The organism is Rubrobacter marinus, from assembly GCF_011492965.1.
GTDB classification, from domain to species: domain Bacteria; phylum Actinomycetota; class Rubrobacteria; order Rubrobacterales; family Rubrobacteraceae; genus Rubrobacter_F; species Rubrobacter_F marinus.
Map to the genome: position 1 here is coordinate 1,088,599 of NZ_CP045121.1, position 21,454 is coordinate 1,110,052.

At 68.3% G+C, this 21,454-nt stretch carries 23 protein-coding genes, 5 tRNA genes and 1 pseudogene; 28 read left to right on the top strand and 1 reads right to left on the bottom strand.

The annotated features are described in order from the left end of the window. Nucleotides 1-4 precede the first annotated feature (4 nt). The 7 genes from GBA65_RS05575 (at nt 5) to GBA65_RS05605 (ending at nt 6,625) form a co-directional block, all read left to right on the top strand. Nucleotides 5-382, top strand: a complete 378-nt coding sequence (locus GBA65_RS05575) for a dihydroneopterin aldolase (RefSeq protein WP_166395728.1) — start codon at nt 5-7, stop codon at nt 380-382. Beyond that, the gene (locus GBA65_RS25035) at nt 379-630 is read left to right on the top strand and encodes a 2-amino-4-hydroxy-6-hydroxymethyldihydropteridine diphosphokinase (RefSeq protein WP_166395729.1); all 252 of its coding nucleotides are present in this window, start codon (nt 379-381) and stop codon (nt 628-630) included. The genes GBA65_RS05575 and GBA65_RS25035 overlap by 4 nt, the downstream gene beginning before the upstream one ends. Continuing rightward, a complete protein-coding gene (locus tag GBA65_RS25040; RefSeq protein WP_166395730.1) occupies nt 620-865 on the top strand; it encodes a 2-amino-4-hydroxy-6-hydroxymethyldihydropteridine diphosphokinase in 246 nt (81 codons plus the stop codon). The genes GBA65_RS25035 and GBA65_RS25040 overlap by 11 nt, the downstream gene beginning before the upstream one ends. Nucleotides 866-867: 2 nt before the next feature. Further along, nucleotides 868-1,638, top strand: coding sequence for a type III pantothenate kinase (locus GBA65_RS05590; protein WP_166395731.1), 771 nt, complete (start codon nt 868-870; stop codon nt 1,636-1,638). 171 nt (nt 1,639-1,809) lie between these two features. Then, nucleotides 1,810-2,295 carry a transcription elongation factor GreA gene (gene greA / locus GBA65_RS05595; RefSeq protein WP_166395732.1) on the top strand — a complete coding sequence of 162 codons (486 nt, stop codon included), beginning with the start codon at nt 1,810-1,812 and terminating at the stop codon, nt 2,293-2,295. Between the two features lie 64 nt (nt 2,296-2,359). Next, nucleotides 2,360-3,856 (top strand): lysine--tRNA ligase, encoded by a 1,497-nt coding sequence (gene lysS, locus GBA65_RS05600; protein ID WP_166395733.1) that lies wholly within the window; start codon nt 2,360-2,362, stop codon nt 3,854-3,856. Nucleotides 3,857-4,108: 252 nt separating this feature from the next. Further along, the gene (locus tag GBA65_RS05605; RefSeq protein WP_166395734.1) at nt 4,109-6,625 is read left to right on the top strand and encodes an ATP-dependent Clp protease ATP-binding subunit; all 2,517 of its coding nucleotides are present in this window, start codon (nt 4,109-4,111) and stop codon (nt 6,623-6,625) included. Nucleotides 6,626-6,706: 81 nt separating this feature from the next. Here the strand turns inward: GBA65_RS05605 and GBA65_RS05610 are convergent, their stop codons facing one another. Then, entirely contained in the window at nt 6,707-7,456 is a 750-nt protein-coding gene (locus tag GBA65_RS05610; RefSeq protein WP_166395735.1) for a hypothetical protein, read from the bottom strand. Between the two features lie 339 nt (nt 7,457-7,795). On the opposite strand from GBA65_RS05610, the gene GBA65_RS05615 reads away from it, so the two are divergent. From GBA65_RS05615 to rplA, 21 genes and pseudogenes are all read left to right on the top strand, one after another. Beyond that, a complete protein-coding gene (locus GBA65_RS05615; RefSeq protein ID WP_166395736.1) occupies nt 7,796-8,809 on the top strand; it encodes a Rossmann-fold NAD(P)-binding domain-containing protein in 1,014 nt (337 codons plus the stop codon). Between the two features lie 158 nt (nt 8,810-8,967). Continuing rightward, nucleotides 8,968-10,386, top strand: a complete 1,419-nt coding sequence (gene radA / locus GBA65_RS05620; protein WP_166395737.1) for a DNA repair protein RadA — start codon at nt 8,968-8,970, stop codon at nt 10,384-10,386. Then, a complete protein-coding gene (disA, locus tag GBA65_RS05625) occupies nt 10,383-11,465 on the top strand; it encodes a DNA integrity scanning diadenylate cyclase DisA (protein ID WP_166395738.1) in 1,083 nt (360 codons plus the stop codon). The genes radA and disA overlap by 4 nt, the downstream gene beginning before the upstream one ends. Further along, nucleotides 11,466-11,663: a CarD family transcriptional regulator gene (locus GBA65_RS26160; RefSeq protein WP_407691043.1), complete on the top strand. Its 198-nt coding sequence runs from the start codon at nt 11,466-11,468 to the stop codon at nt 11,661-11,663. Further along, nucleotides 11,588-12,022 carry a CarD family transcriptional regulator gene (locus GBA65_RS05630; RefSeq protein ID WP_207956178.1) on the top strand — a complete coding sequence of 145 codons (435 nt, stop codon included), beginning with the start codon at nt 11,588-11,590 and terminating at the stop codon, nt 12,020-12,022. Before GBA65_RS26160 ends, GBA65_RS05630 begins: the two co-directional genes overlap by 76 nt. A gap of 32 nt (nt 12,023-12,054) precedes the next feature. Next, nucleotides 12,055-13,239 carry a 2-C-methyl-D-erythritol 2,4-cyclodiphosphate synthase gene (ispF, locus tag GBA65_RS26990; RefSeq protein ID WP_166395739.1) on the top strand — a complete coding sequence of 395 codons (1,185 nt, stop codon included), beginning with the start codon at nt 12,055-12,057 and terminating at the stop codon, nt 13,237-13,239. Nucleotides 13,240-13,243: 4 nt separating this feature from the next. After that, nucleotides 13,244-14,650: a glutamate--tRNA ligase gene (locus GBA65_RS26995; protein ID WP_166395740.1), complete on the top strand. Its 1,407-nt coding sequence runs from the start codon at nt 13,244-13,246 to the stop codon at nt 14,648-14,650. After that, nucleotides 14,535-15,950 (top strand): cysteine--tRNA ligase, encoded by a 1,416-nt coding sequence (gene cysS / locus GBA65_RS05645; RefSeq protein WP_166395741.1) that lies wholly within the window; start codon nt 14,535-14,537, stop codon nt 15,948-15,950. Before GBA65_RS26995 ends, cysS begins: the two co-directional genes overlap by 116 nt. 10 nt (nt 15,951-15,960) lie before the next feature. Further along, nucleotides 15,961-16,677: a 23S rRNA (guanosine(2251)-2'-O)-methyltransferase RlmB gene (gene rlmB, locus GBA65_RS05650; protein WP_166395742.1), complete on the top strand. Its 717-nt coding sequence runs from the start codon at nt 15,961-15,963 to the stop codon at nt 16,675-16,677. Continuing rightward, complete coding sequence (locus tag GBA65_RS05655) at nt 16,674-17,183, top strand: NYN domain-containing protein (RefSeq protein WP_166395743.1); 510 nt, start codon at nt 16,674-16,676, stop codon at nt 17,181-17,183. Before rlmB ends, GBA65_RS05655 begins: the two co-directional genes overlap by 4 nt. A gap of 161 nt (nt 17,184-17,344) precedes the next feature. Beyond that, nucleotides 17,345-17,416, top strand: a tRNA-Thr gene (locus GBA65_RS05660). A 90-nt stretch (nt 17,417-17,506) separates the two neighbouring features. Further along, nucleotides 17,507-17,588: transfer RNA gene (locus GBA65_RS05665), tRNA-Tyr, on the top strand. A 16-nt stretch (nt 17,589-17,604) separates the two neighbouring features. Beyond that, nucleotides 17,605-17,676, top strand: a tRNA-Thr gene (locus GBA65_RS05670). A 53-nt stretch (nt 17,677-17,729) separates the two neighbouring features. Next, nucleotides 17,730-17,803 (top strand) — tRNA-Met (locus GBA65_RS05675). A 44-nt stretch (nt 17,804-17,847) separates the two neighbouring features. Then, a pseudogene (gene tuf / locus GBA65_RS05680) lies at nt 17,848-19,048 on the top strand (elongation factor Tu). Between the two features lie 64 nt (nt 19,049-19,112). Further along, nucleotides 19,113-19,262 carry a 50S ribosomal protein L33 gene (rpmG, locus tag GBA65_RS05685; RefSeq protein WP_166395744.1) on the top strand — a complete coding sequence of 50 codons (150 nt, stop codon included), beginning with the start codon at nt 19,113-19,115 and terminating at the stop codon, nt 19,260-19,262. A 7-nt stretch (nt 19,263-19,269) separates the two neighbouring features. After that, nucleotides 19,270-19,342, top strand: a tRNA-Trp gene (locus GBA65_RS05690). Between the two features lie 34 nt (nt 19,343-19,376). After that, a complete protein-coding gene (gene secE, locus GBA65_RS05695) occupies nt 19,377-19,634 on the top strand; it encodes a preprotein translocase subunit SecE (RefSeq protein ID WP_166395745.1) in 258 nt (85 codons plus the stop codon). A 12-nt stretch (nt 19,635-19,646) separates the two neighbouring features. Beyond that, a complete protein-coding gene (gene nusG, locus GBA65_RS05700) occupies nt 19,647-20,180 on the top strand; it encodes a transcription termination/antitermination protein NusG (protein ID WP_166395746.1) in 534 nt (177 codons plus the stop codon). 21 nt (nt 20,181-20,201) lie between these two features. Continuing rightward, nucleotides 20,202-20,645, top strand: a complete 444-nt coding sequence (gene rplK, locus GBA65_RS05705; protein ID WP_166395747.1) for a 50S ribosomal protein L11 — start codon at nt 20,202-20,204, stop codon at nt 20,643-20,645. Beyond that, on the top strand, nt 20,638-21,327 hold the full coding sequence (gene rplA / locus GBA65_RS05710; RefSeq protein WP_166395748.1) for a 50S ribosomal protein L1: 690 nt from the start codon (nt 20,638-20,640) through the stop codon (nt 21,325-21,327). Before rplK ends, rplA begins: the two co-directional genes overlap by 8 nt. Nucleotides 21,328-21,454 lie beyond the last annotated feature (127 nt).

Sequence of the window (21,454 nt, forward strand, 5' to 3'; positions counted from 1 at the left end):
CCCGATGGCCTCCGAAGCCGAAGGGCCCCTCTTGTTCCGGGCGCGGGTCGAGGCGCTCGAGGTCCATGTCCACTGCGGGGTGAGCGAGGAGGAGCGGTCGCTGCCGCAGACGCTCCTCGTAGACCTCGACTACTCGTACGAGGCTCTCGGGGAGGACGACGTCGCCTCCGTGGTGGACTACGGCTCGCTCCTCGAAGGGGCGGTGAGGACGCTGGAGCGCGAGGAGTTCGGGCTTCTCGAGACGGGGACGCGGATGGTAGGGGGATACGTTCTGAGCGCTTTCCCGGCAGTCCGCGAGGTCACCGTCTCCGTCACGAAGCCCGCGGTGCCCGTGGCGCGGTCTCTCTCCGGCGTCTCGGTCTCAGCAGCCTTCCGGCGTTGACCCGGGCTTTTCTGAGCCTGGGCAGCAACCTCGGGGAGAGGCTCGGGTACCTGCGGGCCGCCGTCGAGGCCCTGGGGCGCGGGGCTCTGCTGGAAGTCCTGGGGGCCTCGAAGGTCTACGAGACGAAACCCGTGGAGGTCGAGGACGCGCAGCCCGACTACTTGAACTGCGTGGTCGAGGTCGAGTACGGGGGGGCCCGCTCGAGCTCCTGCGGTTCTGCCAGGGGTCGAGGCGGCGTTGGGGCGTGACCGCAAGGGCGAGAAGCTTCCGCGGACGGTCGACGTCGACCTGCTGCTCTTCGGGGAGGAGGTCTTGGAGGGGCCGTATCTCGTGGTGCCGCATCCGGGCGTGGAGCGGGCGTTCAACCTGCGCGGGCTCGCGGACCTCGACGCGGGCCTACATATTCCCGGGCGCGGGACGGTCGGGGAGCTCCTCGCGCACGTCTCCCTCGAGGGCGTCGCGGAGCATGGGGGGGAGTTGTAGGCTTGTTGCTGGCGGTGGATATAGGGAACACGCAGACCGTGCTCGGGGTCTTCGAGGGCGAGGAGCTCCGGGAGCGGTGGCGGGTCACGACGGAGGCGAACCGCACCGCGGACGAGGTAGGGGCGGTCTGCGCGACGCTTTTGAACCTCGCGGGCATCCCGCTCGGCGACGTCGAGGCGCTTATAGCTTCGAGCGTGGTGCCGGGGCTGACCCGCTCGTACGAGGACCTGGCGTCGAAGCTGTTCCGGGCGAAGTTCTACGAGGTGACCCCGCGCATGGAGACGGGCCTCGACAACCGCTACGAAGACCCGGGCTCGGTCGGCGCGGACCGGATCGTCAACGCCGTCGCCACGGGTAGGTACTACGGGTTCCCGGCCGTGATCGTGGATATAGGGACGGCGACGACCGTCGAGGCGGTGGACGGGGACGGGTGCTACCTCGGCGGCGCCATCTTCACCGGGCTCAACGTCGCCCTCGACGCCCTCATCGCCCGTACCGCGAAGCTCCCGAGCGTGGACCTCGCCGTAGACCCCGTGCGAGCCATAGCCACCAACACCCCCGACTCCCTCCGGAGCGGCTTCATCTACGGCTACGCCGGCGCGATAGACGCCCTGATCCGGCGCCTGAGAGCCGAGATGGGCGCGCACGACCTGCGCGCCGTCGCCACCGGCGGCCCCGCCCCCGTCATCGCGCGCCACTGCGAGGAGATAGGGGTCCTCGACCCTGACCTCACCCTCAAGGGCCTGCGCCTCCTGTACGAGATGAACGCCTGAAGCCGAACCCTGCTTACGGCCTCGCCCCAAAGGAATCACTCGTACGAAGTGTGTGAGATCTAAGCCTGGTGAGCTTGCGAAAAGCGTAGCGGATGCGGGCGCCGCGTCCGAGGGTTGCCTGATTATTGCTCGTTGACACTCTAGGGGGGCCTACGTATACTCTCTCGACTTATGACGGACAAGAACCAGGAGCTTGTAACCCAGGAAGGTTACGAGAAGCTTCAAGAAGAATTCAAACACCTCACCGAAGTCCGTCGGCGCGAGATCGCGGACCGCATTCGGCAGGCCAGGGAGTTCGGGGACATCTCCGAGAACTCCGAGTACGACGACGCCAAAAACGAGCAGTACCTCCTGGAGCGCAGGATCAGCGAGATCCAGCGCCGGCTGAGGAACGCCAAGGTGGTGGATGCCTCCGACGCGGAGGCGGGCTCCGTCGACCTCGGCACCCGCGTCACCCTTCGGGCCACCGACAAGGGGACCGAGCGGACGTTCCAGATTGTCGGCGCCAACGAGTCCGACCCGGGGAGCGGCAAGCTCTCCCACTCGTCGCCCGTCGGGCGCGCCGTCTTGAAACGCCGCGTCGGGGAGACGGTCACCGTCTCCACGCCCCGCGGCTCGACGGAGTACGAGATCGTCAACGTCGAGGCCGCAAGCTAGCGTCGTCCCTTTGCGCCACGCCCTCGCGGTCTGGCGGTTCCCTTCCCTCCCCGTGGAGTAGCACTTGAGCAGCGCCGATCTATACATACCTTCCTGGGCCGAGAGGGTAGCCGCCGGCCTCGGGCCGGGGCCGCACGTCGTGGTCACCGGCATCAGCCCCTCCGGCAACATCCACGCGGGCAACCTGCGCGAGGTGCTCGTCGCGGAGGCGGTCGCGAACGCGCAGAAGGCGAGGGGCGAGGAGGTGCGCTTCGTCTTCCACGCCGACACCATCGACCCCTTGCGCAAGATAGCGCCCGGCGTCCCCAAGGACTACGAGCGTTACCTCGGCCACAGCCTCTCGCGCGTCCCCGACCCCGAGGGCTGCCACGCCTCCTACGCCGAGCACTTCCTCGAGCCGTTCGAGGACGCCCTCGGGAAGTTGGGGATGGACGTGGAGGTGCTGCGCTCGCACGAGCTGTACGAGGGCGGCGTCTACGCCGAGGTCACGCGGGAGGCGCTGGAGCGGACCGACGACCTGCGGGGCATCCTGCAGGAGATCAGCGGCCGCAAGATGCCCGAGCACTGGTCGCCCTACCTGCCGAGGGCGTCCTCGGGCCGGCTCGGGGGGCGCGTGCTGGAGCACCTGCCCGAGCAGAACTCCGTCGTCTACGAGGACGAGGACGGCTGGGAGGACTCGTCGAACTACGCTCGCGGCGAGGGGAAGCTCGGCTGGAGGGTGGAGCTCGCGGCGCGGTGGAAGGCCCTGAGGGCGACCTTCGAGCCGTTCGGCAAGGACCACACGAGCCGCGGGGGGTCGACCGACACCGCCGACCGGATGGCGAGGGAGGTCTTCGACTACCCGGTGCCGGGCCGGTACGAGTACGAGTGGATCCAGATAAAGGGCAGGGGCGCCATGAGCTCCTCGAAGGGCATCGTGCTGCTCCCGAACGAGCTTCTGGAGATCATGCCTCCGGGGGCGGTGCGGCGCATGATCCTGGGCCGCGACCCCGGCCGCGCCCTCGACCTGGACCTCGGCGCGGGCTTCCCGCGCTTCATGGACGAGTACCGGGCGCAGACGGAGGGGAACCCCGTCCCGTTCGCCCACCTCGTCACCGTCGCCCAGACCGTCGGTGGGGACGTGGAGGGGGCCGCCGAGATGCTCCGGCGGGGCGGCTACGAGGAGGCCGTCCGGGACCGCGAGAAGCTCCGGGAGGACCTGCGCTACGCCCACAACTGGGCGGAGAGGTGGGCGCCCGAGCAGTACCGGCTGGGGGTGCGCCGGGAGGTGCCGGCCGAGGTCGCCGAGATCGACGACGAGGGCCGCCGCTACCTCCGGGCGGTCGCCGAGAAGCTCTCCGACGGGATGGGCGGGGACGAGGCGCAGGACCTCCTCTACTCCACGGCCGTCGAGCTCGGCGTCAAGCCGAAGAAGGCGTTCGCCGCCCTCTACACGGCGCTGCTTGGGAAGAAGAGCGGCCCCAAGGCCGGGCCGTTCGTCGCCGGTCTGGACGCGGGGTTTGTAAGGACGAGGTTCGCTGATGTGTCAGGGGACACCCACTCGCAGGGGGCAGAGCGGTAGACTCGGGTAGGAGTAGTCGGGGGTACCTACATCTGGTGGTAGCGCGATGCCGTTGCGCTAACCGCGCACAGATCGGGGCAAAACCTTTGTATACTCGGCGGGAGGGCTTCAGAGAGGACGATTTATGGCTCTAAGATTTGATAACGGGGCAGTATATAATCCGTTTGTTACCAGTTCACGTATACCGATCAGGAAAACCATTACGACGCTAAACGGCACAGAGGACCCTCGGGGTAGAGGAGGCTCCAAGTAATGTTCGAACGATTTACCGAACGGGCCCGTAAGGTCGTCGTCCTGGCTCAGGAAGAGGCCAGGCACTTCAACCACAATTACATCGGCACGGAGCACCTGCTTCTCGGTCTCCTCAGGGAGGACGAAGGGGTTGCCGCTCGCGCCCTCGGCTCCCTGAACGTGACCCTCGACGAGGTTCGCGAGCAGGTCGAGAGCATCGTCGGGTACGGCGAGGAGGGGACGGGCGGGCAGGCCCCGTTTACCCCGCGCTCCAAGAAGGTGCTCGAGTTGGCGCTCCGCGAGGCCTTGCAGCTCGGCCACAACTACATCGGCACCGAGCACATCCTGCTCGGGCTCGTCCGCGAGTCCGAGGGCGTGGCCGCTCGCGTGCTCTCTAACCTCGACGTCGACCCGGACAAGGTCCGGCGCGAGGTCGTCAGGATGCTCGGCGGCGGCCGGGCGCAGCGCGGTCGGAGCGGCGCGGCCGGCGAGGCGGCCGGTGGCCGCGGGGTGGAGGCCAAGCGGCCCAAGACCCGCCAGCTCGACCAGTACGGCCGCAACCTCACGGCGTTCGCCGACGAGCAGAAGCTCGACCCGGTCATCGGGCGTGCCAAGGAGATCGAGAGGATCATGCAGATCCTCGTCAGGCGCACCAAGAACAACCCCGTCATCATCGGCGAGCCGGGGGTCGGCAAGACCGCCATCGTCGAGGGGCTGGCGCAGGAGATCGCGGAGAACCGCGTCCCCGACATCCTGGCGGACAAGGAGGTCTACACGCTGGACCTCGGCGCGCTGGTGGCCGGCTCCAAGTACAGGGGCGAGTTCGAGGAGCGCCTCAAGAAGATCATGAAGGAGATCACCGACCACGGCGACATCATCCTGTTTATCGACGAGATCCATAACCTCGTCGGGGCGGGCGCCGCGGAGGGTGCCATCGACGCCGCTTCGATCCTGAAGCCGGCGCTGGCCCGTGGCGAGCTCCAGGTCATCGGCGCTACCACCATCGACGAGTACCGCAAGTACGTCGAGAAGGACAAGGCGCTCGAGCGCAGGTTCCAGACCATACAGGTCGGGGAGCCGACGGTCGAGGAGACCGAGCAGATCCTCAAGGGGCTGCGCGACCGCTACGAGCAGCACCACAAGATCGAGATCACGGACGAGGCCCTCAAGGCCGCCTCCGAGCTCGGCGACCGGTACATAAGCGACCGCTTCCTGCCGGACAAGGCCATCGACCTCGTCGACGAGGCCGCGTCGAAGATGCGGATCAAGACGATGGCGTCGCCGCCTTACTACAAGGAGGTCGACGACGAGCTGAGCGAGGTCCGGGGCCAGAAGGAAGCCGCCATCGACGGCCAGGAGTTCGAGAAGGCCGCGCGTCTTCGGGACACCGAGCGCAGGCTCGCCCTCAAGCGCCGCGAGCTCGAGCAGAACTGGCGCGAGGGGAGCGGCGACGGCGGGCACACCGCCTCCATCGGTGAGGACGAGATCGCCGAGATCGTCTCCATGTGGACGGGCATCCCGGTCAAGAAGATGACCGAGGAGGAGTCCGAGCGCCTCCTGAAGATGGAGGACGAGCTGCACGGCCGCGTGGTCGGGCAGAACGAGGCCATCAAGGCCGTCTCGCGCTCCATCCGGCGCACCTTCGCGGGGATCAAGGACCCGAACAGGCCCTCGGGCTCGTTCGTCTTCCTCGGGCCCACGGGCGTCGGTAAGACCGAGCTTGCGAGGACGCTCGCCGAGTACCTCTTCGGCGACCAGGACTCCATGATCCGTCTCGACATGTCCGAGTACATGGAGCGGCACACCGTCTCCAGGCTCGTGGGTTCGCCTCCGGGCTACGTCGGCTACGACGAGGGCGGGCAGCTCACGGAGAAGGTGCGGAGGCGCCCCTACAGCGTGGTCCTGTTCGACGAGATCGAGAAGGCCCACCCGGACGTCTTCAACATCATGCTCCAGATTCTCGAGGACGGCATGCTCACCGACGCGCAGGGTCGGACCGTGGACTTCAAGAACGTGGTCCTCATCATGACCTCCAACGTCGGGGCCCAGACCATCAACAAGACCAAGTCCCTCGGCTTCGGCAACGAGGAGTCCGGTCTCTCCTACAAGGAGATGAAGGGTCGGGTCACGAGCGAGCTCCGCAAGATCTTCCGCCCCGAGCTCTTGAACCGGATCGACGAGATCATCGTCTTCCACAAGCTCGAGCGCGAGGACATGCGCCACATCATCGAGATCCAGATCCAGCGTCTGCGCAAGCAGATGGAGGAGCGCGACGTCGCCATCGAGTTCACCGTCGAGGCGCTGGACAAGCTCTCCGACGCGGGCTACGACCCGGCGTTCGGCGCGAGGCCACTCCGCCGCGTGCTGCAGCGCATGATCGAGGACCCGATGAGCGAGATGATCCTGAAGGGCGAGGTCCCCGACGGTTCTAAGGTCATCATCGAGCCGAACGACATCTCTTTCGAGGACGTCGCCGAGGACGAGACGATCGTGAACATCAGGGTCACCCAGCCCAAGGAGGTCGTCCCCGCCGAGTAACAGCGGGACACCGAAGCAGTACACAGAGAGCCGGGGCTCCGAAAGGGGCCCCGGCTCTTTGCCGTTCGGTCGCCGCCGCCGCTACGGCAGGGGAGCGCGCGAAGCGAAGATCTCCTCGTCGAACGGCTCGTCGAACCGTACCTCCTCGACCTCCAGCGCGTCGATGTCCCCTCCGTCGAACCTCGACGCGAGCCGGAGCAGGACGCCCCGTTCGGCGTCCACGACCGCCTCGTACTCGTCGGCGCCCCACCAGAGCGGCTCGGGCGGGTACTCCCACTCCCCGACCGGCACGCCCCGGAGGCGGACGGCGTCGCGCTCCGCCCACGAGATGCCCTCCTCCACCGTCAGCTCCATCCGACCGAGCTCCGCGTCGATGCTCGCGGTCCCGGCGGGGTCGAAGGGGTACATGGTCCAGAAGACGTCGGTGGGGTGGATCAGCCAGGCCGGGTCGGCCTCTTGCGACCCCTCGCCGGTGCGCAGCTCCCACATCTCGGAGCTGCCGGGCGGCCCCTCCGGCGTCCCGAAGGGCCGGATGCGGCCGGTCGAGACCACGATGCTGGTCCCGCCGCCCGGTAGCTCGAGCTCCTGGCGCCACTGGTTCTCGTCGACGCGCCAGATCCTGCACCGCCAGCCGAACTCCGAGTCCGGCTCCGGGTGCCAGACCTCGTCCGGAGAGTCGCCGAAGGTGTGACGGCCGGCCTCGCTGCGGGCGTACCGTTCGCGCACGGCTCTGATCTTCGTGCCGTCGCCCCGGTAGACGAGCGTCGCGCGCACGGTCTCGTACCGTTGCGGCGCGGTCCTCATCAACTGCAATACGTCGTCGGCTCTCACGGACCTCCCTCGATCGGCGTTCTCGCCCGTTCGCGTACTCACGGCGGACGGGTTCGCATCATACGGTAACGACCTTCGAACCGGGCGAAGACCTGCTTCTCGAGGAGACCGGGGCTATGGGACGCCAGAAGGCCCACGGGGCTGTGAGCATCACGACGCTATGGGGGAGATGCGTGGCGGCAACGTAGCGTCTTTCGCTGCAGACGAAGAGCGGTGACTACGAGGGTAGGGTCGTGCGTGAGTGCTAGCGCGTGTAATGCGGATCTCACCTTCCCGTCGGGCCGGCGCGTAGAGTGCCGCTATGCCAGAACAAGGACCATCCGCGTCGTTGGACCCGTCGTGAAGCTTCTGGTTCTCGGCGGCGGGGGCTTCCTCGGCTATCACGTCGTGGCCGAAGCGCTGGCGATGGGGCACGAGGTCTCGACGTTCAACCGCGAAGGCGAGGCGCCCGTCGAAGGCGCAGAGGCGTTGCAGGGCGACCGCCAGGACGACCTCTCGGCCCTGCGCGGCCGGACGTGGGATGCCGTGCTCGACACGTTCAGCGACCCGGAGGCGGTGGGGGAGACGGCCCGGTTGCTCTCCGGGTCGGTGGGGGCCTACGGCTACGTCTCGGGCATCAGCCTCTACCACCCGGACGGGCCCGCGGTCGTCGACGAGGGCTCTCCCCTGCGCCGGGCCGACGAGGGGCTCGACGATGCGCTACAGGAGCGGAGCATCGCCAAGCTCCGGTGCGAGGAGGCCGTGCGGGAACGTTTCTCGGGCCCCGTCCTGATCTCGCGCATCGGCATCATGGTGGGACCGCGGGACCCCACCGATCGCTTCTCCTGGTGGCCGGTACGCCTCGCGAGAACCCTGGCGGAGGGCGACGAGGTGCTCGCGCCGGGGGACGAGAACCGGCCTGTCCAGTTCAGCGACGCCCGCGACATCGCGTCGTGGATGGTGCGGACGCTGGAGGCCGGGGGATCCGGGACGTTCGACGCCGTGGGTCCGGGACGGGAGGTCTCCATCGCCGAGGTGCTGAAGGCTTGCCGGGACGTGGCCGCCGAGGGGGCCGGCGTTGGGGCGGGAGAGCCCGAGATCATTTGGGCCGGCGAAGAGTTTCTGCGACGAAACCTCGTCGGGATCGCCGAAGAAGAGCGCCCTCTGTGGTTCCCGGAGGATCAGATCCCGTTCCGGGCCGTAGACTCCTCCCGGGCGATCGAGGCCGGCCTCCGCTTCCGGTCCGTCGAGGAGACCGCCCGCGACACCCTCGCGTGGGTACGCTCCCGACCGCAGGGCGCCGAGCTTCGGTGCGGCTTCGACCCGTCGTTCGAGCGCGAGTTGCTGCGGCGGTGGAGAAAACGACCCGTGTAGCGTACCGATCTCCGCGCCCGCCCGGCGGGCGTCTCCGGCGACGCCCTCGTGGTCCGGATGCCCCGTAGCGGCGACGTCCCGCTTCCGGACGGCAGAACGCGTTGTCGGGGTGCCGCCGTCCAAAGGGGATATTCGGGCCCGTGCCGTACAATAAGTCCATGGCTACGAAAAGCGTATTTACCTGCTCGAACTGCGGACACCAGGAGCCGAAGTGGCTGGGGCGGTGCCCGGAGTGCGGGGAGTGGAGCACCCTCGTCGAGGAGGCAAAGGAGGACAAGAAGGTCGTCGGTTTCGCTGCCCGTGCGGCGAACGCGAAGGCGCCGGGCAGGAAGGCGGCGGGCGCGACGCTGGCGTTGAACGAGGTCCGGGCGGAGCGCGAGGGCGGCAGGGTCTCGACCGGGGTCGGGGAGTTGGATCGGGTCCTCGGTGGCGGGATCGTGCCGGGCTCGCTCGTCCTCGTCGGCGGGGAGCCCGGCGTCGGGAAGAGCACGCTCCTGTTGCAGGTGATGGGGTACCTCGGGGAGGGTTGCCTGATGGTCTCGGGGGAGGAGTCCCCGAGGCAGGTGGCGCTCTCCGCCCGCAGGCTCGGGGTTGGGGACGCCGGGTTCCGGGTGCTCTCGGAGACGGACGTGGACGTGATCGAGGCGACGATCCTGGAGGAGCGGCCGAGGGTCGTGGTCGTGGACTCCATCCAGACGCTCTACTCGCCGGAGCTTACGGGGGCGCCGGGGGGCGTGGGTCAGGTCCGGGAGACGGCGGCGAGGCTCATGCGGCTCGCGAAGGCGGAGGGGATCACGGTGATCCTCGTCGGTCACGTCACGAAGGAGGGCTCCATCGCGGGGCCGCGCGTCCTGGAGCACATGGTCGACACGGTGCTCCAGTTCGAGGGGGACCGCTACCAGGCGTTCCGCATCCTGCGGGCCCTGAAGAACCGCTTCGGCTCGACGAACGAGGTCGGGGTCTTCGAGATGACGGGCGGGGGGATGGTCGAGGTCGAGGACCCTTCGGCCTTCTTCCTGAGCACGCGCGAGGGCGGGGTGCCGCCCGGGGTCGTAACGGTGTGCCTCCTCGAGGGGACGCGGCCGATGCTCGTGGAGATCGAGAGCCTCGTGGCGCCGAGCCCGCTGGCCGTGCCCCGGCGCGTCGCGAACGGGTTCGACACGGGACGGGTGAACATGCTGTGCGCCGTCCTCTCCCGGCGGGCGGGGCTCGTCCTCGGGGACCAGGACGTGTACGTGAACGTCACCGGCGGGGTTCGGGTGGAGGAGCCGGCGGCGGACCTCGGGGTGGCGCTGGCGATCGCCTCGGCCTTGAGAGACCGGCCGGTGGAGGCGGGGACGGCGTGCTTCGGGGAGGTGGGGCTGACGGGGGACGTGCGCTTCGTCTCCGGCGGGCCGCGGCGCGTGACCGAGCTTCGCAAGCTCGGGTTCGGGCGTATAATAGCTCCGGAAGGCGCGTCCGAGGGTTCGAGAGCAGGCGCTCGAAACGGCGCGCCGAACGGTCGGGCGAAGAGGAAGGAAGCCGCAGTGGAAGAGGTCAGGACGCTCGAGGAGGCCGTGGGGGCGGCGCTAAGTTGAGTCCCCAGCGGGACCTTTCCACGGAACTCCGCAAAGCCCTCGCGCTCGTGGCTCCGGGGACGCCCCTCAGGGACGCCATAGACAACATCATCAGGGCGCACAACGGGGCGCTCATCGTCGTCGCGACCCCCGAGAAGCTGGAGAAGCAGGCCCTGATCTCCGGCGGCATGAGGATGGATCTCGAGTTCACGCCGATGCGGCTCTACGAGCTCGCGAAGATGGACGGGGCGATCGTGGTCTCGCCGGACATCTCCGTGATCCACTACGCGAACGTCCTCCTCAACCCGGACGCCTCGCTCCACTCCGACGAGACGGGGACGCGCCACATCGCGGGCCACCGCACGGCTCGGCAGACCGGCAACCTCGTCGTGGTCGTCTCCGAGCGGAGGCGGGTCGTCAGCCTCTACCGCGGGAACAGCGGCCCTCACGTCCTCGAGGACATAAGCGTGGTGTTGAGCAAGGCGAACAGCGCGCTCGCGACCCTCGAGAAGTTCACGCGGAGGTTGCGGGAGGAGGCGCGCCTCCTGACGCTGCACGAGTACGACGGGGTGGTGACCCTGCGCGAGGTCGTGAGCGCCGTGAGCACCTTCGAGTACTCCGTGCGTATAGCCGAGGAGATCGAGGCTTATGTCAGGGAGCTCGGGAGGGAGGGGAGGCTCATCGAGATGCAGCTCGAGCAGGCCTTCCACAACGTCCCCGAGCAGTACGACGCGCTCATCCGGGACTACTCCGCCGAAGACTTCGATTACAGGGACATACGGGAGCGGCTGCGGGAGCTCTCCAACGAGGCGCTCTCGGACCCGATGGAGATCACGCAGGTCCTCGGGTACGGGCCGGTCGAGCAGGCGGAGGACTTCCTCCTCAAGCCGCGCGGCTACCGCCAGCTCGTGCGGGTGCCGCGCCTGCCGGGCCGGGTCGCCGAGAAGCTCATCGCCGAGTTCGGCTCCCTCAAGGAGCTGCTCGAGGCGACGGAGGAGGATCTCGACGACGTGGAGGGCGTGGGTCAGGCCCGGGCGCGGGCCATTCGGCGCGGGCTCAAGCGGCAGCGAAGCTTAGAAAGCTCTGGGGAGGTACTTTAGATGGCCGCGGAGTCGACGAACAACGACGCCAACGAGACGAGCAACGGAGAGGTAACCCGGGTGACGTTCGCCGAGGGGGATCGGGTCGTGTACCCGAACCACGGGGCGGGATGCATCTCCGGGTGGAAGAGAAGAAGATCCTCGGCGAGGTCAGGCGCTACTACGTCGTGTACCTGCCGGATTCGGAGCTCACCGTGAGCATCCCGGCCGAGGGGGACACGGGGCTCAGGGCCTGCGCCGACGACGGCAGCGTCGAGGAGGCGCTGGCCGTGCTCAGGGACGAGGTCTCGGAGATGCCCCCGAACTGGAACCACAGGCTCAAGCACAACCAGGGCAAGATCAAGAGCGGCGAGATCCACCAGGTCGCCGAGGTGGTCCGCAACCTCTCCCGGTTCAACTCGGCGAACGGCCTCTCGACGGGCGAGCGCACGATGCTGATGAAGGCCCGCCAGATTCTCGCGTCGGAGGTGGCGTTGGTGCGCGACGTCGAGGTCGCCGAGGCGGAGAAGCTCCTCGACGATGCCCTCAAGGACGGCGCCGGGGGCGACGGCAAATAGTTCGGAGAACGTCGAAACGAAGGGCCACGGCCGTGCCGGTCGTGGCGCTGGTGCTCGCCGGGGGGGCCGGCACCCGGATGGGGCGTCCGAAGCAGTTTCTGGACCTCCTGGGGCTCCCCGCCCTGCTGTACGCCCTGCGCGCCTTCGAGGAGTGCCCGGAGGTGGCGAGGATCTACGCCGTGGGGGACGGTTCCCGGGTCAAGAACTTGTCCCGGGAGGCGGGCTTCTCCAAGTTCGCCGGGTGCGCCCTGCCGGGCGAGGCCCGTTCCCTCTCCACGAAGAACGGCCTCGGGCTCCTCTCGCACGAGCCGCCCGAGACGATCGTCCTCGTCCACGACGGCTCCCGGTGCCTCCTGACCCCGGAGCTCGTGGGGCGCGTCGTGGAGGCCGCGCTCTCGGATGGGGTCGACGGCGTCGTGCCGGCCGTGCCGGTCTCGGACACGATAAAGGTTGCAGAGGAAGGGGCCGTGAAGGAGACCCTGGACCGCACCAGGCTCCACGCCGTGCAGACCCGCAGGCCTTCCCCTCGGGGTCTTGCGCGAGGTGTACGGCGGCTCGGAGGACTCTTTGCGCGTCGCCACCGACGACGCCTCGCTCGTCGAGGCGTGGGGCGGGCGCGTCGCCCTCGTCCCGGGCGAGAAGACCAACATCAAGCTCACCGAGCCCGCCGACCTGATCTTCGCCGAGGCGATCCTCGGCGCCCGGAGCGGGTTGCGCGAGGGGGTCCGGAGCTGAGCTTCCGCGTGGGCCTCGGCGTGGACGTTCACGCCTTCTCCGAGGCCGGGACCGGCCGCAAGCTTATCCTCGGCGGGGTCGAGATCCCGTACGATAGGGGCCTCGTCGGTCACTCCGACGCCGACGTCCTCGCCCACGCCGTCACCGACGCCCTGCTCGGGGCCGCGGGCCTGGAGGACATCGGTCACTACTTCCCGGACACCGACGAGAGGTTCAAGGACGCCGACTCCATACGTCTCCTCAGGGAGGTCAGGGCCATCGTCGGGGACGGGTGGGAGGTGGCGAACGTCGACGCGGTCGTGGTCTGCGAGCGTCCGAAGATACGCGACCATCGCGCCGCCATGCGCGAGAACCTCGCCGGCGCCCTGGGCGTCGAGCCCGCGCTGGTCGGCGTGCGCGGCACGACCTCCGAGAGGCTCGGCTTTACCGGCCGCGGCGAGGGGATAGCGGCGCAGGCCGTCTGCCTCCTGGAGAGCCGTTAGGAGGGTGGAGGACGGCAAGGTCCGGGTCCGCTTCGCGCCGAGCCCGACCGGGATGCTCCACCTCGGCGGCGCGCGTACGGCGCTCTTCAACTACCTCTTCGCCCGCTACCAGGGGGGAGACCTCGTTCTCCGCGTCGATGACACGGACCGCGAGCGGAGCACGAGGGGGTTCGAGGCGGCGCAGCTCGAGGACCTCGAATGGCTCGGCCTCGGGTTCGACGAGGGGCCCTACCGCCAGAGCGAGCGCGGCGACGTCTACGACGCGGCGGTGGAGAAGCTCGCGGAGGCCGGGCTCGTCTACAGGGCGGAGGACGAGGCGGGCAGGCGCGCGCTGTACTTCCGGCCTCGGGAGCGCGAGGGCAGTTACCGGGATGCGCTTCGCGGGGAGATCCCCTTCTCCAGGGTCGAGGACTTCGTGCTCGTCAAGTCCGACGGGACGCCCGCGTACAACTTCGCGGCCGTCGCGGACGACGCGGAGATGGGGATCACGCACGTCCTGCGCGGGGAGGAGCACCTCTCCAACACGGCGCGCCAGGTTCTCCTGTACCGGGCGCTCGGCGAGGGGGAGCCGGAGTTTTTGCACCTCGGCCTGATCCTGGCCCCCGACGGCGCGAAGCTCTCCAAGCGCCACGGCGCCCGGAGCGTCGCCGAGCACCGGCGGGAGGGCTACCTCCCCGGGGCGATAATCGAGCACCTGGCGACCCTCGGCTGGTCGCATCCCGCGGGCCGGGAGGAGTTCGACGGCTTGGAAGAGCTCGCGCAGGAGTGGGACCCCTCGCGCCTCGGCGCGAGCCCGGCGATCTTCGACCCCGACCGCCTCCTGCAACGCAACGCCCGCCGCATCCGAGCGCTGCCCGCCGGGGATCTGCTGCGGCGCCTGGAGCCGTTCCTCGACGAGCCCCCGCCGGAGGGGAGGGAGCTCTTGGCCGTCGAAGCCATAAAGGAAGAGATGCGGGTGCTCTCCGACGCCCCGCGCCTCGTCCGCGAGATCACCGACCCCGTCGATCCCAGGACGTTCGCGCGCGAGTTGACGGAGGCGAGCGTAGGGGTCTATGCCCGCGCCGAGGAGGTGCTCGAGGGGCGGCGGATCGAGGGCTGGAGGATGCCCGCGGAGTCGTCGGGGAGCTGCGCGCCTGGGCGAAGGGGAGGGGATGAAGACCCGCGACCTCTTGCATCCCCTGCGGCTCGCGCTGACGGGGTGCCCCAGAGGGCCGCAGATGCCTTACCTCTTCGCCGTGCTCGGGGCCGCGAGTCGCGGGAGCGGATAAAGAGGGCGCGAGAGGCTAGACTGGGGCATGAGCGTGCGGATACGGGACACCCTGAGCGGGCGGCTGGTCGAGGTGGGGGAGAGCGGCAGCGTGGGCCTCTACGTCTGCGGGCCGACCGTGTACAACCACATCCACATCGGTAACGCCCGGGCGCCCCTATTCTGGGACGTGGTGACACGGTACCTGAGGAGCCGCGGCTACGGGGTCACGTTCGTCCAGAACATAACGGACGTGGAAGACAAGATCATCAACAAGGCGAACGAGGAGGGCGTCTCCTGGCAGGAGATCGTCGACCGCTACACCGACTCCTTCCACGAGCGTCTGGAGCTCCTCGGCGTGAGCCTCCCCGACGTCGAGCCCCGGGCCACGGAGCACATCCCCGAGATGATCTCGCTCATACAGGACCTCATCCGGGGGGGACACGCCTACGCCCCGGGCAACGGCGACGTCTACTACCGGGTGGAGAGCTTCCCGGCCTACGGCCAGCTCTCCAGGCAGCGCCCGGACGAGATGCGCGAGACCGAGAAGGCCCAGACGGGCTTCAAGGAGAGCCCTCTGGACTTCGCGCTCTGGAAGGCCTCGAAGCCCGGCGAGCCCTCCTGGGAGAGCCCGTGGGGAGCGGGGCGTCCCGGCTGGCACATCGAGTGCTCGGCGATGGTCGAGAAGCACCTCCCCGACGGCGCGGACATCCACGGCGGCGGCACCGACCTCCGTTTCCCGCACCACGAGAACGAGCTCGCGCAGAGCGCCGGCGCCCACCCGGACCACGAGTTCGTGCGCGCCTGGGCGCACCACGGGATGGTCAACTTCGCCGAGACCGGGAAGATGGCCAAGTCCCTGGGCAACATCCTCGACGTAAAGGACGCCGTCGAGCGGCACGGGAGCAACGCCCTGCGCATGTGGCTGCTCCAGAGCCACTACTCCCAGCCCATCGACTACTCGGAGGCGATCCTGGAGGAGAAGCGCCGCTCCTACGAGCGGCTCCAGCACCTCCTCTCCCGGATCTCCGGCTCCGCCTCTTCTTCCGAGCTCGACGAGAATCTCGCCCGCGAGCTACGAGAGCGCGTGGACCGGGCGATGCTCGACGACCTGAACACCCCGGAGGCCGTGGCTGCCGTCTTCGAGCTCTCCGGCCGAGCGGGGGCCGAGATCTCCGCCCGCCCAGGGGCCGCGCAGGAGTTCGGGAAGCTGGCGGAGGCCCTCGCGGAGACCCTGACCACGTTCGGCTTCGACCTCGCGGAGGAGTCCGTGGCGGAGGTAAACGGCGTCAGCATCCGCTACACGGAGGAGCCGGAGGCCGGGGTCCTCGACCGGGTCGCGCAGAGGGAGGGGGCGCGCAGATCCAAGGACTGGCCGCTCGCCGACAAGCTCCGGGACGAGCTCAAGGCCGAAGGGTGGATCGTCGAGGATACGCCCGAGGGTCCCGTCCTGAGTCGCCGGTAGCGCGGATCTTTTGAAGGGGGAGGTCGTCTACGGCGTACGGCCGGTGATCGAGGCTTTGAGGGGCGGCCGTCGGCGCGTTCACGAGGTCCTCGACGCGGTTGGGGAGGGGGGCGTGGCCTCCGAAGCGGCGGCTCGCAGAGTGCCGGTGAAGCGGATCCCGAAGGGGAGGATCGAGGAGCTGGCCCCCGGCGCGGCCCACCAGGGCGTGGCGGCGCGCGTCGAGCCCTACCCCTACTCCGGTCTCGACGAGATCCTGAACGTCCCCGAACCGCTGGTGCTGGTCCTCGACGGCGTCACCGACCCCCGCAACCTGGGGGCCATACTCCGCGTCGCGGACGGGGCCGGGGCGAGCGGGGTCGTGATCCCCAAAGACCGCGCCGTGGGTGTGACGCCGGTGGCGGTCAAGGCGAGCGCGGGGGCGAGCGAGCACGTCCGCGTAGCCCGGGAGACGAACCTCAGGCGGGCGCTGGAGAAGATGAAGGAGGCCGGCGTGTGGACGTACGCGGCCGAGGGGGGAGAGAAGGGCCGGTCCTCCGCATACACCGAGCTCGACCTCTCGGGGCCGGTCGCGTTCGTTCTGGGGAGCGAGGGGCGCGGGGTGAGGCGGCTCGTGCGGGAGGGGTGCGACGGGACGGTCTACGTCCCGATGCTCGGTGCAGTCTCCTCGCTCAACGTCTCGGTGGCGGCGGCGGTGCTGGCGTTCGAGGCGAGGCGGCAGCGGGGATGACGCGCTACCTCATCCTCGACGGCTACAACATCATCGGTGCCCTCAAGCGGTATTCGGCGCGCACGACCGGCGGCTTCGACGAGTCGCGGGAGACCCTCATAAACGATGCCCTCAAGGCGGCCGGCTGGACGGGGCGGAGCGTGATCCTGGTCTTCGACGCCGCCCGAAGCCCGGAGGCGGGGCGGAGCGAGCTGCGGGCCGGGGGCGCCGTCCGCGTGATCTACAGCGCCGCCGGGGAATCCGCGGACGACGAGATCGAACGGCTCGTCCGGAGCCTCGGATCTTCCGCCACGGTCTGCTCCGGGGACTTCGCGCTTCAGCGGGCCGCCCTCGCCGGTGGCGCCGCCCGCTCCGTCCCGCGCGAGTTCGAGGCCCTCCTGGACGAGCTTCCGGTCGTTACGCGTAACCCCAACACCCCCTTCCGCGCCCGCGTCGCCGACCGTCTCTCCCCCGAGGTGCTCCACGACCTCGAGAGGCTCCGCCGCGAGGCCGAGGGCCGAGAGTAGCTTCACAACTCTCGGCGGCAGGCCTGCATCGGTCGGAGCAAGGGCCGGATCGGGGAGGCAGGCGCGCGAGGGCCCCTGCTAAAATACGGTTGCTCGGTTTCGCAAAGGGCGGCAACGGCGCGCAGTTGCGGGGCCGACCGCCGGTGGCCGAGGGCGACAAGGCCTGAGTAGCTCAGTGGTAGAGCAGCCGCCTTGTAAGCGGCAGGTCGGGGGTTCGAATCCCTTCTCAGGCTCTCCGGGCGCTCGTCGGCGCCCCGTTGAAAAGTCGTTCGCGTTTGCTACTATACGCAAGCGCCGCGAGGTAGCTTTACTCGGGTGTGCGCGGGGGTGTGCCCGAGCGGCCAAAGGGAGCAGGCTGTAAACCTGCCGGCTTAGCCTACGGAGGTTCGAATCCTCCCGCCCCCACGGTACAGAAGGATATGCTCCCGTAGCTCAGTGGCAGAGCACTTCCATGGTAAGGAAGGGGTCATCGGTTCAAATCCGATCGGGAGCTCTGGGATCGGGTCGCGGAGGCGAGGCCGCGGCCGGGTCCCCTACATAAAGCGTGGCGGTGTAGCTCAGTCGGTCAGAGCAGCGGAATCATAATCCGCGTGTCGCAGGTTCGAGTCCTGCCACCGCTACTTTTCCGTGTCGCACAGGTACCAGTGAGAAAGAGAGGTAAGGAATGGCAAAGGGAAGGTTCGAGAGGAACAAGCCGCACCTCAACGTCGGCACCATAGGCCACGTCGACCACGGCAAGACGACGCTGACCGCGGCGATCACCAAGGTCCTCGCAAAGCGCGTCCCCGACGACCCGGCCAACAAGATCGTGGCTTTTGATCAGATCGACAACGCCCCGAGGAGCGCCAGCGCGGCATCACCATCGCCACCTCCCACCAGGAGTACGCGACGCCCAACCGCCACTACGCCCACGTCGACTGCCCCGGCCACGCCGACTACGTCAAGAACATGATCACGGGGGCGGCGCAGATGGACGGGGCGATCCTCGTCGTCAGCGCCGCCGACGGGCCGATGCCGCAGACGCGCGAGCACATCCTGCTGGCCCGCCAGGTGGGCGTCCCCTACATCGTGGTGTTCCTCAACAAGGCCGACATGGTCGACGACCCCGAGCTCCTCGAGCTCGTGGAGATGGAGGTCCGCGAGCTCCTTTCGGAGTACGACTTCCCCGGCGACGACGTGCCGGTGGTGACGGGCTCGGCCCTGCGCGCCCTGGAGGGCGACGAGGGGGAGCAGGGCGAGGGGGCGATCATGGCGCTGATGGAGGCCGTCGACTCCTACGTGCCCGAGCCCGAGCGGGCGGTCGACAGGCCGTTCCTGCTGGCGGTGGAGGACGTCTTCACGATCCAGGGGCGCGGCACGGTGGCCACGGGCCGGGTCGAGGCCGGGGAGATCGCCTTGAACACCGAGGTCGAGGTCGTCGGCATACGCCCCACGCGCAAGACGGTGGTGACGGGGGTGGAGATGTTCAACAAGTCGATGGACGCGGCGCAGGCCGGGGACAACATCGGCGCGCTCCTTCGCGGGGTGAAGCGCGAGGACATCGAGCGGGGTCAGGTGCTCGCGAAGCCCGGGACGATCACGCCGCACACCCGCTTCAAGGCCGAGGTGTACGTCTTGAGCAAGGAGGAGGGGGCCGCCACACGCCGTTCTTCTCCAACTACCGCCCGCAGTTCTACTTCCGCACGACCGACGTGACGGGGGAGATCCGCCTCGAAGAAGGAGTCGAGATGGTGATGCCCGGGGACAACACGGTGATGAACGTGGAGCTGATCTCTCCGATCGCGATGGACGAGGGGCTGAACTTCGCGATCCGCGAGGGGGGCCGCACGGTCGGAGCGGGCGTCGTCACCGAGATCGTAGAGTAGGTCGACCCTAGTGGTCTGAGGGGGCGGGGCATCATGCCCCGCCCCTGTGATTTGGAGGAAAACTGTGCGACAATTGGTCACGCTGGCTTGCGAGGAGTGCAAGCGCCGGAATTACCACAGCCGGAAGAACAGGCGCAACACCCCGGACCGCATCCAGTTGATGAAGTACTGTCCCTGGGACAAGAAGCACACGCTTCACCGGGAGACTAGGTAACAAGCAAAGGGCAGTAGCTCAGTTGGAAGAGCAGCGGTCTCCAAAACCGCAGGTCGTGGGTTCGAGTCCCTCCTGCCCTGCTTTACCCAAACCGATAGGGGCATAAGAGAGACGATGGGCAACAAACGAAGCGCGGCACCGGCCGGAGGCGGCAAAAGCCAGGCGCAGCAGCAGCCAAAGAAGCGACGCTTCGGCGGCCTCATAGATTTCATCCGCAACGTGCGGGCCGAGCTGCGGCGGGTAACCTGGCCGAACCGGGATCAGCTTCAGCAGAGCACGGCGGTGGTGCTCATCATCGTGGTCGCGCTCACGGCGTTTGTGGCGTTCTGGGACTTTATCTTCCAGAACCTGGCCCGGATCGTATTCCTGTAGGAGTTTGTTGTTTTGAAGAAGTGGTTTGTCGTCAACACCTATTCGGGGCACGAGAACAAGGTTCGCGCCACCATGGAGCGGCGCATAGACTCGTTCGGTCTGAAGCGTCACTTCGGTGAGATCAGCATCCCGACCGAGAGCGTGATCGAGATCAAGGACGGCAAGAAGGTCCCGACGATCCAGCGCCAGTTCCCCGGGTACATCCTGGTGAACATGAACATGAACGACGACACCTGGAGGCTGGTCCGCCAGACGCCGGGCGTCACCCAGATCGTCGGCAACGGGGATACGCCGCTGCCCCTGAGCCGGGCGGAGGTCGAGCGCCTCCTCAGGCCGGAGCAGGCCGCCGAGACGCGCGAGAAGGTCAAGACCACGGTCGACTACACGGTCGGGGAGACGGTGAAGGTCATCGCAGGTCCCCTCGCGGACTTTACCGGCGTGATCTCCGAGATAAACGTGGACCAGTCGAGGTTGAAGGTGCTCGTCTCTATCTTCGGGCGCGAGACGCCGGTCGAGCTCTCCTTCAGCCAGGTCGCCAAGCTTTAAAGATTCGGAAGGGAATGAGACATGGGTAGAGGACGTGGGCGCGGCAAGCGCGTCGCGCGAAAGCTGAAACTGCAGATCACCGGCGGGCAGGCGAACCCTGCGCCGCCCGTAGGCCCGGCCCTGGGCCAGGCCCAGGTGAACATCGGGGAGTTCGTGCGCCAGTTCAACGACGCCACGCGCGACCAGATGGGCCAGGTGGTGCCGGTCGAGATCACGGTCTTCGAGGACCGGACCTTTACGTTCGTGACGAAGACGCCGCCCGCGGCGTTCTTGCTGCAGCAGGCCGCCGGCATCCAGAAGGGGAGCGGCGAGCCGAACCGGGCGAAGGTCGGCGAGGTCAGCCGCGCGCAGGTCGAGGAGATAGCGAAGACGAAGATGCCGGACCTCAACGCCGCCGACGTCGACGGCGCGGTCAAGATCGTCGAGGGGACGGCTCGGAGCATGGGGATTACGGTCAATGGCTAAGAGGCTCTTGGAACAGAAGCAGAGGATAGATCAGGAGAGGCTCTACGGCCCCCGCGAGGCGCTGGAGCTTCTCAAGGAGCTCGAGGGCGCCAAGTTCGACGAGAGCGTCGAGGTGCACGTCAACCTGAACGTCGACCCCAGAAGGGCCGACCAGATGGTCCGCGGCACGCTCATGCTCCCGAACGGGACGGGCAAGGTTCGCCGCGTGGCCGTCTTCGCCGAGGGCGAGAACGCCCGGGAGGCCGAGGAGGCCGGGGCGGATATCGTGGGCTCCGAGGACCTCGCGGCGCGCGTCCAGAACGAGAACTTCCTGGACTTCGACGTCGCGGTCGCGACGCCGGACCAGATGCGGGTCGTCGGTAGGCTCGGCCAGATTCTCGGCCCCCGCGGGCTCATGCCGAACCCGAAGAGCGGGACGGTCACGCCGAACGTCGCTCGCGCGGTCGAGGACATCAAGAAGGGCAAGATCGAGTACCGGGTCGACCGGTACGGGATCATCCACGGCATCATCGGCAAGAAGTCCTTCGACCTCGACAGCCTGGTGCAGAACTACTTCGCCATGCGCGACGAGCTGCAGCGGGTGCGCCCCGCCCCGGTGAAGGGTCGTTACTTCAAGTCCATCGTCGTCACGACCACGATGGGCCCGTCGATCAAGGTTGACCCCGCGGTCGAGAGGGAGTAACATCTCGCCGCGTAAAAGCACGAGCAACGTAGACCAGAGACAACCGGGATCCGCGAGGATTTAAACGAACACCCGGTCGAGGTCGCAAGAGATCCTAGAGCTGTCAAAGCCCGGGTGCCCTTGCGGC